Here is a 13,886-nt window from a genome sequence, read left to right on the forward strand (position 1 = left end):
CTCCCCGGGCCGGTGTCTGTAACAGCGAATGTTACGGAGACATGAATCTCATTCAAGCCTCTCACCTGGTCATTTAGGGTTAACCGCGGGGTTTCCCCACCCTGGTCGTGACAGAAACGTGACAATTGATCACCGATTGGTTACAGTTGTGGAGGTCGCCCGCGCAAGCAGGCGACTTCACGCCGGGAGCCGCACGCCACGCCCGCTGTGACACACACCAGGACCGAGAGTGGCGGTCGGAGGAATCCGATAGGTGACGAGAGGAAAACGTGGCAACTAAGCACCATGGCCGCCGCGCCGCAGAGACCAAGGTCAAGACCCCGCTGACCGAACTGACCGAACTCCTGAATGCCAACTCCGCCGTCTTCGGACGTCGCGCAGCCGTCGTCGCTGCCAGCGGTGGCCTTCTCACCGCAGCCGTTCTCCCGGCAGCCGGTCAGGCCGGAGACGACAGCGTCGCTGTCTCCGCCGAATCGCAGACCACTGAGGTCGCCGAATTCCAGAACCAGGCCGCCACGGTCGTTGCCAAGGGCAACACCGACGACAAGGACAAGAAGGCCGAAGGCTCCTCCTTCAGCGCCGACGTCCAGACCGTCACCGCGAAGCCCGCTCCCAAGCCGGAGCCGAAGCCCGAGCCGAAGCCGGCTTCGAGCGCGAGCTCCAGCTCGTCCGACTCCTCCTCGTCCTCGGACAAGAAGTCCTCGTCCAAGTCCGACAGCGACAAGGGCGACTCGAAGGACTCCGGTTCCGACTTCAAGATGCCCGATGGCTCGAAGGCCCAGCAGGTCCTCGCCATCGCCAAGCAGTACGTCGGCACCCCCTACGTCTCCGGCGGCACCTCGCCCAGCGGTTGGGACTGCTCGGGCTACACCTCCTACGTCTACGGCAAGGTCGGCGTCAACCTGCCCCGCACCTCGGGTGCCCAGGGCAGCGCAGGCACGACCGTGTCGAAGTCCGAAGCTCAGCCGGGCGACCTCATCTGGAAGCCGGGACACATCGGCATCTACGCCGGCAACGGCATGATGTACGACGCCGGCAACCCGCGTGTCGACACCAGCTACCGCAGCATCGACTGGATGATCGACGGCGGCGCGAAGTTCATTCGCGTTCTCTGATTCGATTCGCCGGAAACTCCCCGCTTCACTCGACGGTCCTCGAGTGAGGCGGGGAGTTTCTGCATCCCGGCGCGGTGCGACAGGCAGGCCTCCCGGGCCGTGCGCGGGCACCGGCGGCCGTCCGAGATCGGCGTGGAGAACCGTGCGAAGTGAACGACGAGGGAAGAATTCATGACGCGGACGGTATGAATTCGATCACAGCGGCAATCGGCGTTACTCTTGAGAAGATTGAGTTCCGTAAGCGATGGGAAATCGGATGGGGCATAGTCGAATATTCCGGATAGCCGCTCCAGGTGCTGGCGCGGAGTATATATCTGTGTCTATGTCCGTTTCCAAGGCGTTGTGCTGGTGCACGACGCCTTTTGTGTTCCCTGGGACAGGTGCGCCGCCGGTGCGGCAGCGAGCGAGCCTGAGCGACCGGAGCAGTGGGACACCTCCGCACATGACGATGAGGGGCGAGATATGAAGACTCTCGTGCTCAATGCCGGATACGAACCGCTGTCGGTCGTGCCGTTCACCAGAGCTGTCGTGCTGGTGCTCACGGGCAAAGCGACAGTGCTCGCAGCGGAGGACGCTCCGGTGAGATCGCAGCACGTGAGCCTCGACCAGCCCTCGGTCATCCTGCTCACCCGGTACGTCAGACCACCGCGGGACCGTCGGGTCTCGCTCTCCCGCCGCGGGGTGCTCCGCCGCGACAACCACCGCTGCGCCTACTGCACCCGGCCGGCGAGCACGGTCGACCATGTCATGCCGCGCTCGCGCGGCGGCGGCAACACGTGGGAGAACCTCGTCGCCTGCTGCCGGGACTGCAACAACCGCAAGGGCGACCGCACCCTCGGCGAGATCGGGTGGAAGCTGAGCTTCCGCCCCAAGGAGCCCCGAGTCGGTCAGTTCTGGATGCGCGGCATCGACAAGCCCGTCGAGCAGTGGCGTCCGTTCCTCGACATGGGTCATGCGGCCTGACCGCTGACGTGGTCGCTTGGGCTCGGTGCAGTCACCGGCGTCCGCCGCTGGCCGACCGCACCGCCGGCACCCCCGCCGATGACTCGACAACGGGTCTGACCGGTGACGATGATGTCCGCACTGTGATCGCCAGCGGATAACGATGTGACATAGACGGCAGTGTTCGACGCAATGTGCTCTAGTGTTGATTGTGAGAAGTTCGCTGCGACATAAGGAGCGTGCGATGTCAGAGCAGGACCGCACCCAGGGTGCCGGATCGCCGCAGGTCGGTGAGTCCGACGCGGTGATCGTCGGCATCGACGGATCCCCGCCGAGCAGGAACGCGCTCAACTGGGCGATCCAGGAAGCACGGTCGCTCGGCAAGCCGATTCGGCTCGTCGGGGCCTACACGATCCCCAGTGTCGCCGCCGCGGCGATCGACGTGTCGTATGTGCCGATCGACGACTCGGCGATCCGCCAGTCGGTGACGAACACGCTCAAGGAGGCAGCGGCGGAAGTCAAGGCCGCCGGAGTCCCCGTCGAAGCCGTCATCGAGATCGGCGATGCCGCCGGGGTGCTCATCGAGGAGTCGAAGACCGGGGGACTGACCGTCGTCGGGTCGCGCGGTCGCGGCGGGTTCGCCGGTCGTCTGCTCGGCACCGTCTCGAGCGCACTGCCCGCGCACTCCGCCTGCCCGACGGTCGTCGTTCCGGCGGCATGGCAGGCCGAGACGGACAAGGCCGCCCATCCGACGTCGTCACGCCCGATCCGCCAGGACCGCGGAGAGATCGAGGAGACGGACCCCGACGCCGAGGCGATCGAGGGCCTGCGCTTCGACGGCAAGGTCGTCGTCGGCGTCGATTCGCTCGGGGCCGAGTCGCCGGCCCTGTGGAAGGCGGCGCGGCTTGCCGTGCGGCGCGGGTCGCCGCTGCACATCGTCGCGGTCATCACGACGACCGTCATCGGTCCCGAATGGCTGCCGAGCACCGCCGACCTCGAACGCCTCATCAACGAAGGCGCCGACAAGCTCGTCGTCGCCAAGCAGCGGATCAAGGACGAGTTCCCCGACCTCGACGTCACGTGGACCCTCTTCGACGGGCAGCCCGCCGAGGTGCTCGTGCGCGCCTCCGACACCGCAGAGGTCCTCGTCATCGGGTCCCGCGGGCGCGGCGGGTTCGCCGGCCTGCTGCTCGGGTCGACCTCGCAGTCGGTGCTGCCGTACTCGCAGTGCCCGACGATGGTCGTGCGGGTCTCCCGTGACGCGGACAAGCGTCGGGAAGAGGGAGAGATCCCCGAGCCGAGTCTCTGACGCGGTGGATGCTCCCGCACAGACGGCGCCGACCCCGACCGGGCGGCGCCGTCGCCTCGGTGCCGCGGACTGGATCGGTCTGGGATTCCTCGTCGTCCTCCTCATCGGCGGCCTCACCTGGTCGAAATGGCTGCCGTACTGGGACCGGGCATGGACGCTGAGCGAGACGTCGGTGTGGGACGGCAGCTCGCTGTTCGCCGTCGCCGGGGACGCGATGTCACTGACGGGAGCCTGGGACTTCACGCTCGCGTACTTCCTCGCGGTGTGGAAGGCGCTCGTCGTCGCACTCCTCGTCGCTGCGGCGATCGATGCGCTCGTGCCGCGCGACTGGCTGCTGCGGGTGATGAACCGGCGGCACACCGCGACCCAGTCGCTTGTCGGTGCGACGCTGTCGCTGCCGAGCATGATGTGCACCTGCTGCGCGGCGCCGGTGGCGGCGGGTCTGCGGGTCAGCGGTGTCACCCGCAGTGCCGCCCTGGCCTACTGGGTCGGCAATCCGCTCCTCAACCCGGCCGTGCTCATCTTCCTCGGTCTCGTCCTGCCGTGGCAGTACGTGGGCACGCGCGTCGGCATCGGACTCCTCATCTCCGTCGGGGCCAGTGCCCTCATCGGCACGTGGCTGGCCGGTCGGGTCAAGGACGTTCCGACACCGTCCGTGAGCGAGCCCGTCCGACTCTCATCGATGCCGCTGCGCTATCTGCGCTCGCTGTCGCGGTTCGCGCTCATCCTCATCCCCGAACATCTCGCCCTCGTCTTCGTCATCGGGCTTGTCGCACCGTGGCTGACCGGGCTCTACGGCCTCGAGAGTCAGCTGGGAGCGCTCGCCATCATCGTCGCTGCGTGCGTCGGTACGCTGCTCGTCATTCCGACCGGCGGTGAGATCCCCATCATCATCACGCTGCTGGCCGCGGGGATCGGGGCGGGGACGACCGGGGCGCTGCTCATCGCACTGCCGGCGCTGAGCATTCCGTCGATGGTCATGGTCGGCAAGGCGATGGGATGGAAGGCAACCCTGGCAATGGGGCTTGCCGTGATGATCGGGTCGGTGCTGGCTGGACTCGGACTGCTCGCCCTGACGTGAGGCGGCCCTGCTGAGAAGCGGCGTGAAGGCGCCCCCGGGCAGATTCGAACTGCCGACACCCGCTTTAGGAGAGCGGTGCTCTATCCCCTGAGCTACGGGGGCCGTGTGGCTGTCGTCAACCACGATCACCCAGTGTAGCGTAGAAGAAACCTCGATGATTCACGGTGCGCCAGCACGTGTTATGGGAAGTTTCTCGTTAGGGTCGAACTGTGCCAGATTCCGTTGTTGACGATCAGTACCCAGAGCTCGGGGGCGCGTTCGCCGAGTGGAAGCAGCAGGCCGCCCACCTCGGCGGTCGCGACACCATGCTTCATTTCCGGGACTCTCGCGACGGCAGCATCGACCTCTCGGGAGCCCACCCGTCGGGCCTCGCTCAGCTGCTCGCCGGTCGCCCCACGCGCCTGTCGAGCCTGATCCGCGACCACGAGATCCTCGCCGACGCCCGCCGTCGTGCCCGGTCGATCCGCTCGAAGGCCGAGCAGCTCGACAACGAACGCGGCATCCGCACCGCCCACCTCGCGATCGGCTTCGCTTCGTGGACGGAGAAGGACTCCAAATACAAGTTCAACGCCCCCGTCGTGCTGCGCCACATCACGCTCGTGCCGCGGGGCTCCCGTGTCGAGGACTACGAGATCGTCCTCGGCAATGAGATCACGATCAACCCGGCCCTCGTCCGGCACCTCGCCGAGGTGTACGACCTCGACGTGCCTGTCGACGACTGGGTCGACGCCACCGGGGGACCGCACGGCTTCGATCCGGGGCCCGCACTCGACCGCCTCGGCGAACTTGCCCAGTCGGTGCCCGGTCTGCGGATCAACCACCGCTTCATCGTCTCGACGTTCGCGAACATCGCGAGTTCCTTCACCGGCGATTACCTGCCCACTCAGCATCCGATCCTGCGGGCACTCGCCGGCGACGCCGAGGTGCGCGGACAGTTCGGCGGGGGCGTCACCGTGCCGTGCCGGACACCGCGATCGGCGGCACCGTCCGGACAGGACACGAGTGGCGCGACGTCCGCCGCATCCACGGCCGCGCCAGGCAGCGTCGATGCGTCTGCCACCGGCGACGATGCCACGGGCGCTGCGGCGACTAGTGCTGCTTCCGCGGCGGCAGTTTCCTCGGCGACCGCTGATCACGCCGACGAGAAGTCACCGACCACAGGACCGGCTCCTTCCGACGCGAGCCCGGCGACGGGGACCGACTCGACAACGGTGACGAACGCTGACGCGACAACGGCAGCGAACACCGAAGAGGGTGTTGCCTCCGCATCGCGCACGACCGCGGGAAAGTCTGACGGCGACGACGCAGCATCGTCCACCGGCGCCGACGCCGGCGCCGGCAAGCCGGGCACTGGCAAGCAGGACGCAGACAAGCCGGGTGCTCGCAACCAGGACACAGGCCAGAAGCCGAGCTCCGACATCACGGCCGCAGACGAAGCGGGCGCGACTGAGTCGACAGCGACCGCTGGCGAGACGTCCGTCGCGGACGGTGCACCGACGTCGGCGAGCGGCGAAGACGACAGCGCCGCGCGCAGTGATCGTGCGGCCGACGACCGCGCTGCCGCCGACACGACCACCGGTGACCGGGCATCCGGTGCCGCAACGACCTCAGGGTCGACGACCGCGGATTCGACAACTGCGGACTCGACGACCGCAGACTCGGACACCTCCGGCAGCGCCGCGACGCCGGCTGAGACGACCGGAACTCCCAAGAAGACCGCGACTGGCACGGACGCTGCGACGGGCGCGGACACCGCGACGGACCGGTCCGATGCAGCCGCGACAGGCACAGCCGCGCCCGGCGCCAGTGCCGGGGCCGACAAAGCCTCCGAGGCTGGGGACGACACCGGCGAGCCGACCGTGCCGATCAGCTCGGCGGACTCGACCGGCGCCGCCACGCAGGCCGCCGGCTCCGCGCCACGCGCCGTCGGTTCTGCTGCGCAGGCCGGCTCGACGCCAGCCGCCGGTTCGGCACCAGCCGGTTCGACGGCACGGCCCGGCTTGGCATCGCGTGCGTCCGATACGGGGATGCCGGCGGGCGAGGAGTTCGTGCCCGCGGCGCTCCAGGAACCGGTCACGCCCCTGCCCGATCGCAAGCCGCAGGAGGAGTTCCTCGTCATCGACGTCGACGGTGACCAGCAGGCCGTCGTCGACGCCGCAGTCTCGGGACGGTCCGTCGTCGTCGACACTCCGCCGGGCACCGGCGCGACCCAGGTCGCCGTCGCGGTTGCCACGACACTCGCGCACACGGGCAAGAGCGTCCTCTTCCTCGCCCAGACCTCCGATGCGCTCGACGATTTCTCCGCCCGCCTCGGCGAGGTCGGACTCAGTGACTTCGCCGTCGACACCCGTGAGGGCGCCGACCACATCAAACGTCAGCTCATCGGGCTCATCGGCTCGGCTGAGCGGGCCGAGCGCCCCGACCTCGCGGGTCTGCTCGGCGAGCTCAACGAGCAGCGTGCGACACTGAGCGACCATGTCGCCTCCCTCCACCGTCGGCGCGCGCCGTGGGACGTCTCCGTCTACGAGACGATGCAGCATCTCGCGGAGCTCACCTCGGGCGATGACTCGCCGCAGACCGGAGTGCGGTTCGGTGACGACATCCTCGAAGCCAGCGACGACCGGCGCACGGCGCTGCGCGGCAAACTCGGCGAACTCGCCTCCCTCGGCGCCTTCACCCTCGACGTCGAGGACACCGTGTGGTTCGGCGCCGACCTCAAATCCGTCGACGAAGCCGAAGCCGCGCGCACCGTCGCCGAACGCCTCGGCCGCACCCTGCCCGACCTCGTCGCCGCCGTCGAACCCGTGCTCGCGAAGGCCAAGCTCAACCCGCGGCGCAACCTCGACGACTGGTCGCGGGCGATCAAGGTCCTCCTCCGGGTCCGCACGACACTCGACCGGTTCGCCCCCGACGTCTACGACCACCGGCTCGACGACCTCATCGCCGCCACCGGATCCTCGGAGTACCGGAGCGAGCGCGGCATCGAGATGGGCATGCTCCAGCGCAAGCGCCTGAAGAAGTCCGCACAGGAGTTCCTCCGTCCCGGCGCCGAGGTGCCCGACCTCCACGCGGCCCTCATCGACGTCCGCGCCCAGCGGGTCATCCTCCGCGACCTCGCAGGCCATGACGGACGTCCGCAGATCCCGCGCGGCGTCCTCGAAGCCGATGAGATCCTCCAGGGCGTCGAAGCCGACGTCGCGAAGCTCGCCCCGGTCCTCGAGACCACCCCCGACGGCGGCGACCTCGGCGGCATGCTCATCGAGGAGCTGCAGGCCCGCGCCGAGGCGATGGGCGGAGATTCCGAGAACCTTGCCGACCTGCCCGAACGCTCCCGACTCCAACGCGAGCTCAGCGCCGAGGGCATGTCCGACCTCATGACCGACCTGCGCCGCCGGAAGGTCGAGAACCACCTCGTCGGTCCGGAGTTCGACCTCGCCTACTGGGCGTCGGTGCTGCAGACGATGGCGAGCGAGGATCCGCAGATCGGCCGCCATGACGGGGCCGCTCTCCACCGTGTCGCCGAAGGCTTCCGCGACAATGATCGCGCCTTCGTCGCCGCCGGTGCCGGACGCCTGCGGTTCAACCATGCCCAGGCGTGGAAGCGCGCGATCGACGCCGACCCGATCGCCGCCGGCGTCATCAAGCAGGAGCTGCTCTCACCGCACACCTCGGTGCAGCGGATGTCGACGAAGGCCCCGGACCTCCTCACGACGCTCGCCCCGGTGTGGATGGCCAGCCCCTACACCGTGCCGGAGCTCTTCGCCGCCCTTCCGCTCTTCGACGCCGTCGTCATCGCCGACGGCGGTCGGCTCTCGGTCGCCGATGTCGTGCCCGGCATCACGCGCGCCCGTCAGGTCATCTCGCTCGGCGACTCGCGTCTGCTCGGGCCCCGGTCGTTCTCGATCGCCGTCGACCGGTGGGGCGCCGATGACGGGGACCATCCGGACTCGGTGCAGGACCGCCTCGGCGAGTTCCTGCCGCGGATGAACCTCTCGAACTCCTACCGGCTCTCTCCCGTCGGCCTCATCGATCTCGCGAATCGCCACTTCTACGATTCGACGATCTCGACGCTGCCGACTGCGCACACCGGGGAGGGCACCGGCCTCGAATTCTCCTATGTCTCCGAGGGGCGCGGCCCCACCGACATCGGCACCGGTCGCGTCGAGAGCCCCGATGCCGAGGTCAAGCGCGTCGTCGAACTCGTGCTCAAGCACGCTCGCACGCGGTCGCGGGAGTCCCTCGCCGTCGTCGCGCTCACACCCCACCACGCGCAGCGGATCGCCACGGCGATCTCCCGGGCGATGAAGGACCTGCCCTACGTCGCGGCGTTCTTCAACGACCCCGGCAAGGAGCCGTTCGTCGTCACCGACGCCGAACGCGTGCAGGGCATGTCCCGGGATGCGGTGATCTTCTCCCTCGGCTACGGACGCACCGTGCACGGCCGGGTCATCCCGGACTTCGGTCCGCTCTCGGGTCCCGACGGCGATCGGATCCTCGCCGCCGTCGTCACCCGGGCCCGCAAGCGCCTCACCGTGGTCTCGAGCATCGAGTCCGACGACTTCGACGAAGCGAAGCTCACCGGGGGAGCGACCCTGCTGCCGAAGCTGTTCGAGGAGATCGCCGCCGGCGGTGTCCGTCAGCCGGGTCCGCACGGGGAGATCTACGATCCGCTGTTCAACGACATCGCCGATCGCCTCCTCCAGCTCGGCGTCGTCGCCCACGAACACTACAACGGCATCGATCTCGCGGTCGCGAACTCCGCCGAGGACGAGCACGGGATGATCATCGCCGTCTCCGGCGACGGCCCCGACTACGCCTCGATCCGCAGCCTCCGCCAGCGCGATCGGGTCGTGCCCGAACAGCTCGAGCGCCGCGGGTGGAAGTTCATGCGGGTGTGGTCGACGGATGCCTTCGTCGATCCGCAGGCCGAGACGGAGAAGGTCTTCGACGCATGGAAGGCGACGGTCGAGACGATGAGCCCGCAGGCCGTGCTCAATGCCGCCCGGGCCGCGTCCGTCGTCGTCGGGCGCACGGGCAGCCGTCCGAAGCTCGTTCCCGGGCTGCCGATGCACAAGTACTCCGATGAGGGTCTCGACGCGATGATCGACTGGATCCAGTCGGATGCGGTGGTGCGCGGCGACGGGGAGATCAAGGAACTCCTGCGGACCGCGCTTGCGCAGAAGGGCAACAGCCCCCGCGGGGAGACGCAGCTGCAGGCGGCGGTCGACCGCTACCGTCAGCGCCATGCGCAGGCGAAGAAGGTCACCGGCGCCGAGGTGTTCATCCCGACCGCTGATGCGCGCGGTCCCGAGGAAGGCGAGGTCATCCCGAGCTTCGACACCGGGCAGATCCGCGCCGAGTCGCTGCGCGATGCCGGACTCATCGACGCCGAGGCGGATGCCCCTGCCGACTCGGGGTCGGATGTCACTGCTGAGCCCAGGTCGGACGCTGAGTCGACGACCGCCTCGGCGGAGGACGCGGAAGCAGACTCCCGCAGCGGTGAGCGAGACCGCCCCGATGAGCAGTCCTGACGACTCCTCGACACCCGCGAACGACCCAGCCACGGAGGCGAGTGAGGATTCGGGTTCTGCGGATCGCTCTGCCGCGTCGGACGGGAAGCGCGGGGCCGGGGAGGGCTCAGCCGAGGGTCACGCAACCGAGAACAGCCCCACTCCAGCCGAAGACCGCCCCACCCCAGCCGACGATCGCCCGACCTCAGACGAGGATGCCGTGAGGAAAGAGCGCCTGGAGAGGGCGCTGCGGAAGTATCGCGCGACCCTGCGCAACGAAGCCGAATCCGGCAATGAGGGCTTCAGCGCCGAGCACTACCGGTCGCAGAAGCCCCCGCACTGGTGACGGCGCTGACCCTCACCGCGGACATGACGAAGGGCCGCCTCCCGGCAGGGGAGACGGCCCTTCGTGACCACGTCGGGGAATCAGTGGCGCGGAGGCTCGTTCGGGTCGATGTATCCGCCGCCCTGGCCCTGGGCGCCACCGGCAGGTCCGGCGTTGGCCGCAGCCTGGTTGCGCAGCAGATCGCGGATGTCGCCGAGCAGGTCCTCAGCGGTCGGGGGCACCTCGGACTCGGGCACACCGCGCTTGCGCAGCTCATTGAGCTTGTTCATCGGGACGATGATGATGAAGTACACGATGGCGGCAACGATGAGGAAGTTGATCGCCGCAGTGATGACCGCACCGATGTCGATGGTCGTCTCCGGCACGTTCGGCTTGATGCGGAACGCGAGCGCTGGTCCCTCAGCGCCGCCGACCGCCGCAATGAGCGGGTTGATGATCTTGTCGGAGAACGCCGTGACGATCGCAGTGAAGGCGCTGCCGATGATAACGGCAGTTGCCAACTCGACGACATTCCCCTGGAGAATGAAGTCTCTGAAACCCTTAAGCATTAGCGGCACCCTTTCAGTGGTGTGAGCATTAATGCAACTCTAATCTTTCAATGACGGTTACGTAGTACACACCAGCAAGGAATCCCAACAGCGCAGACATGCGAACAAATCGCGACATCCCGGTGTCGGCGATGAATGTGACCGGTGCAACAAAGGCGTTCGCGGCCGGAAGAATCGCGATTCACTGAGGGAGGATTGCAAAGCTGATCGGCAGACCGGCGAATTCCGCTATCCGTCCGGCGTCGTCGGGCGACAGTATTACGGAGACAAGTTGGCCTGATTCCGCGGCGATGCCGTTCTCCTTCCGGATGAGGCGCGCGATCGTCACCTCCTCGACGACGACCTCCGATCCGCCCTCGGGGAGTGAGCTGAAGAGGCGGATGCGCTGCCCCGGTTGCAGCAGGCCCGCGGACTCATCATCGGCGAGGCGGATGGGCATGATGAGATCGGTGCTCCCCGCCGGCAGCGCCTGTTGGTCGAGCACCGCCGAGGCGGTGAGCGGGGACCCTTCGGACACGCCGGCCGAGGTCCGTTTGTCCACGGCCTTTTCGATCGAGGAGAACGCCTTGCTCGGGACGAAGTCGCGGGGATAGTCGACGAGAGTGAGATCGGCGGCGGTGAGCTGAGTCCCCGGCGCGAGGTCCGCGGCGGCCACAACGACCGGGGTGTCACCCTGTGCCGGAGTGAGGAGCCAGGCGAGCAGTGCGCACGCACCGGCGATGCAGGCGGCCGCGAGGAGTCGGCGCGGCCGAACCCTCGTCCCGGCTGCCGGCGAGGGCAGTCGCCGCCTGATGCGTTCGATGAGCGTCATGGTGGCCACGATGCGCCTGCGGCATCGGTGAGGTCAACAGACGACGACTCCCCTGTGGATGCGCGGTGGGCATCCACAGGGGAGTTGAACATGAGTGATGGCGGCGTCCCCAGGGGACTGCACGCGAGTGGGCGGGATCAGGTACCCGACGAGGAGCTCGCGCCCACCTTCTTCGCAGAAGTCGAATCGGACGTCGAGGAGCCTGCTGTCGACGACGCGGTCTTCGAGGAGTCGGAGGAGCCGCCTGCCGAGGAATCCTTGTGCGAGGGGGAGAGCGAGCTCGAGGAGCTGTTGCGGGAGTCGGTGGCGTAGAATCCCGAGCCCTTGAAGCTGATTCCCACGGTGCCGAAGACCTTCTTCAGCTGTCCCTGGCATTCGGGGCAGATCGTGAGCGAGTCATCGCTGAAGTCCTGGTGGATATCGAACTTGTGACCGCAGCTCTTGCATGCGTAGGAATAGACGGGCATTCGGAACCTTTCTTCGACGTAAGGATTATAGTCCACGGGGCCGGGCATCGGCGGTGTCGCGCCGCGGTGCGCACGGGCTGTCCACAGGTCAACACGTATAAGTGGGCGTTTATTTCTCCGCGGAGAGCCACTCCAGTCCGTCCTCGGTGAGGATCTCGCCGATGCGCAGATCCCACGGTTCGACGGTGAGCCCGGGCAGATCCGTCTCGTCGGCGAAGCAGACGCCGACGACCCGCGGGCCCCGTGCGGTACGGGGGCTCTGCCCGTGGTCGAGGGGCGCTTCCCCGAACGGCCCGAACGTCCGGTCGTAGAATCCTCCGCCGTTGCCGAGGCGGGCTCCGCCGGGCCCGAATCCGAGGGCGGGGACGAGGATGAGGTCGGGGACCGCCTCGGCGAGGAGAGCGGTGGCGCTCCACTGGGCGGCCGGTTCCCGGATCCCCCAGCGGCCCTGCGGCCGCAGCGTGCTCATCGCTGCGCTCACCTCACCGAACCGCAGTGGCTCACCGAGGCGGGTGACGATGGGCAGGACGACGCGCGCCCCTCGGCGCAACAGGTCATCGAGCGCCGGATCGAGATCGGGTTCGCCGGGCAGGCCCGCATAGGCGACGACGGTGCGCCCGGTGAGGTCATCACCGGGCCACATGCGGGCGACCGCCTCGGTGAGGGCCGCTGCGATCGTCGGCTCATCCGGCCGGGACGACGCGCGGGACAGCTCTGCTCGCTCGGCCCGGCGCGCCCGCACGAGCGCGCGCAGACGCGCCTTCGATGTCTCAGGATCCACGCCCTTCAGCGTAACCGGTGGGTGAGGACTGGTTAAGATGAACGTCATGAGCGATCAATCCCACAGCACAGTTCGCAAGGCCGTCATCCCCGTCGCCGGCCTCGGAACTCGATTCCTCCCCGCCACCAAGGCCACCCCCAAGGAGATGCTGCCCGTCGTCGACAAGCCGGCGATCCAGTACGTCGTCGAAGAAGCCGTGTCCGCCGGCCTCGAGGACGTCCTCATGATCACCGGACGCAACAAGCGGCCCCTCGAGGACCACTTCGACCGGGTCGACGGACTCGAAGCCGCGCTGGCGAAGAAGGGCGACGACAAGAAGCTCGCCGCCGTTCGCCACTCCTCGGAGCTCGCCGACATCCACTACGTGCGCCAGGGCGACCCCAAGGGACTCGGCCACGCCGTGCTCAAGGGACGCCAGCATGTCGGCGACGAGCCGTTCGCCGTCCTCCTCGGTGACGACCTCATCGACGAGCGCAGCCCGATCCTGCCGAAGATGATCGACGTCGCCGAATCGACCGGCGGCAGCGTCGTCGCCCTCATGGAGGTCCCGCCGGAGCTCATCCACCTCTACGGCTGCGCCGCCGTCGAACAGACCGATGACGACGAGGTCGTCAAGATCACCGGCCTCGTCGAGAAGCCCGCCCGGGAGGAGGCGCCGTCGAACCTCGCGATCATCGGGCGCTACGTCCTCGCGCCGGAGATCTTCGACGTCCTCGAGACGACGGAGCCCGGCCGTGGCAACGAGATCCAGCTCACCGACGCCCTTCAGACCCTGGCCGGGGACCCCGCGAGCCACGGCGTCTACGGCGTCGTCTTCAGCGGTGACCGCTACGACACCGGTGACAAGCTCGACTACCTCAAGGCAGTTGTGCAGATCGCGTGCTCGCGCGACGATCTCGGCGACGACCTCAAGGGCTGGCTCAAAGAGTACGTGGCGGATCTCGACTGACCACCGATGCGACAGCGTGCCGCGCCG

The 13,886-nt window shown here is 68.1% G+C and carries 11 protein-coding genes and 1 tRNA gene; 7 read left to right on the forward strand and 5 right to left on the reverse strand.

Features of this window, described 5'->3' with window-relative positions:
• Positions 1 to 269 precede the first annotated feature (269 nt).
• The 4 genes from ABD154_RS00885 (at position 270) to ABD154_RS00900 (ending at position 4,447) form a co-directional block, all read left to right on the forward strand.
• On the forward strand, positions 270 to 1,115 hold the full coding sequence (locus tag ABD154_RS00885; protein ID WP_198499554.1) for a C40 family peptidase: 846 nt from the start codon (positions 270 to 272) through the stop codon (positions 1,113 to 1,115).
• A gap of 462 nt (positions 1,116 to 1,577) precedes the next feature.
• On the forward strand, positions 1,578 to 2,078 hold the full coding sequence (locus ABD154_RS00890) for an HNH endonuclease (protein ID WP_137824388.1): 501 nt from the start codon (positions 1,578 to 1,580) through the stop codon (positions 2,076 to 2,078).
• A gap of 223 nt (positions 2,079 to 2,301) precedes the next feature.
• Positions 2,302 to 3,366 carry a universal stress protein gene (locus ABD154_RS00895; RefSeq protein WP_344249423.1) on the forward strand — a complete coding sequence of 355 codons (1,065 nt, stop codon included), beginning with the start codon at positions 2,302 to 2,304 and terminating at the stop codon, positions 3,364 to 3,366.
• A gap of 4 nt (positions 3,367 to 3,370) precedes the next feature.
• Positions 3,371 to 4,447, forward strand: a complete 1,077-nt coding sequence (locus tag ABD154_RS00900) for a permease (RefSeq protein ID WP_344249425.1) — start codon at positions 3,371 to 3,373, stop codon at positions 4,445 to 4,447.
• 29 nt (positions 4,448 to 4,476) lie between these two features.
• On the opposite strand, the gene ABD154_RS00905 is transcribed toward ABD154_RS00900, so the two are convergent.
• Positions 4,477 to 4,549: transfer RNA gene (locus tag ABD154_RS00905), tRNA-Arg, on the reverse strand.
• 107 nt (positions 4,550 to 4,656) lie between these two features.
• Between ABD154_RS00905 and ABD154_RS00910 the strand changes: the two genes are divergently transcribed.
• Both ABD154_RS00910 and ABD154_RS00915 read left to right on the forward strand, forming a co-directional pair.
• Positions 4,657 to 9,978, forward strand: coding sequence for a DUF4011 domain-containing protein (locus ABD154_RS00910; RefSeq protein ID WP_211978817.1), 5,322 nt, complete (start codon positions 4,657 to 4,659; stop codon positions 9,976 to 9,978).
• Positions 9,979 to 10,177: 199 nt separating this feature from the next.
• Positions 10,178 to 10,303 (forward strand): hypothetical protein, encoded by a 126-nt coding sequence (locus ABD154_RS00915; protein WP_269780025.1) that lies wholly within the window; start codon positions 10,178 to 10,180, stop codon positions 10,301 to 10,303.
• Positions 10,304 to 10,383: 80 nt separating this feature from the next.
• Here ABD154_RS00915 and mscL read toward each other — a convergent pair whose 3' ends face one another.
• The 4 genes from mscL to ABD154_RS00935 all read right to left on the reverse strand — a co-directional run bounded on the left by mscL (position 10,384) and on the right by ABD154_RS00935 (position 12,910).
• Complete coding sequence (mscL, locus tag ABD154_RS00920) at positions 10,384 to 10,851, reverse strand: large conductance mechanosensitive channel protein MscL (RefSeq protein WP_137824384.1); 468 nt, start codon at positions 10,849 to 10,851, stop codon at positions 10,384 to 10,386.
• A 181-nt stretch (positions 10,852 to 11,032) separates the two neighbouring features.
• Positions 11,033 to 11,662, reverse strand: a complete 630-nt coding sequence (locus ABD154_RS00925) for an SAF domain-containing protein (RefSeq protein ID WP_211978818.1) — start codon at positions 11,660 to 11,662, stop codon at positions 11,033 to 11,035.
• 137 nt (positions 11,663 to 11,799) lie between these two features.
• Positions 11,800 to 12,129 carry an FmdB family zinc ribbon protein gene (locus ABD154_RS00930; protein ID WP_211978819.1) on the reverse strand — a complete coding sequence of 110 codons (330 nt, stop codon included), beginning with the start codon at positions 12,127 to 12,129 and terminating at the stop codon, positions 11,800 to 11,802.
• A 109-nt stretch (positions 12,130 to 12,238) separates the two neighbouring features.
• The gene (locus ABD154_RS00935) at positions 12,239 to 12,910 is read right to left on the reverse strand and encodes a 5-formyltetrahydrofolate cyclo-ligase (protein ID WP_249121016.1); all 672 of its coding nucleotides are present in this window, start codon (positions 12,908 to 12,910) and stop codon (positions 12,239 to 12,241) included.
• Between the two features lie 46 nt (positions 12,911 to 12,956).
• Between ABD154_RS00935 and galU the strand changes: the two genes are divergently transcribed.
• Positions 12,957 to 13,859: a UTP--glucose-1-phosphate uridylyltransferase GalU gene (gene galU / locus ABD154_RS00940; protein ID WP_211978821.1), complete on the forward strand. Its 903-nt coding sequence runs from the start codon at positions 12,957 to 12,959 to the stop codon at positions 13,857 to 13,859.
• The last annotated feature ends 27 nt before the right edge of the window (positions 13,860 to 13,886 follow it).

It is taken from the genome of Brevibacterium sanguinis (assembly GCF_039528855.1).
Lineage (GTDB): Bacteria > Actinomycetota > Actinomycetes > Actinomycetales > Brevibacteriaceae > Brevibacterium > Brevibacterium sanguinis.

What these genes read in the sequence shown, in the direction of transcription:
- ABD154_RS00930 (WP_211978819.1), bottom strand. Translation starts at nt 12,129, where the DNA reads ATGCCCGTCTATTCCTACGCATGCAAGAGCTGCGGTCACAAGTTCGAT.
- ABD154_RS00895 (WP_344249423.1), top strand. Translation starts at nt 2,302, where the DNA reads ATGTCAGAGCAGGACCGCACCCAGGGTGCCGGATCGCCGCAGGTCGGT.
- ABD154_RS00925 (WP_211978818.1), bottom strand. Translation starts at nt 11,662, where the DNA reads ATGACGCTCATCGAACGCATCAGGCGGCGACTGCCCTCGCCGGCAGCC.
- mscL (WP_137824384.1), bottom strand. Translation starts at nt 10,851, where the DNA reads ATGCTTAAGGGTTTCAGAGACTTCATTCTCCAGGGGAATGTCGTCGAG.
- galU (WP_211978821.1), top strand. Translation starts at nt 12,957, where the DNA reads ATGAGCGATCAATCCCACAGCACAGTTCGCAAGGCCGTCATCCCCGTC.
- ABD154_RS00890 (WP_137824388.1), top strand. Translation starts at nt 1,578, where the DNA reads ATGAAGACTCTCGTGCTCAATGCCGGATACGAACCGCTGTCGGTCGTG.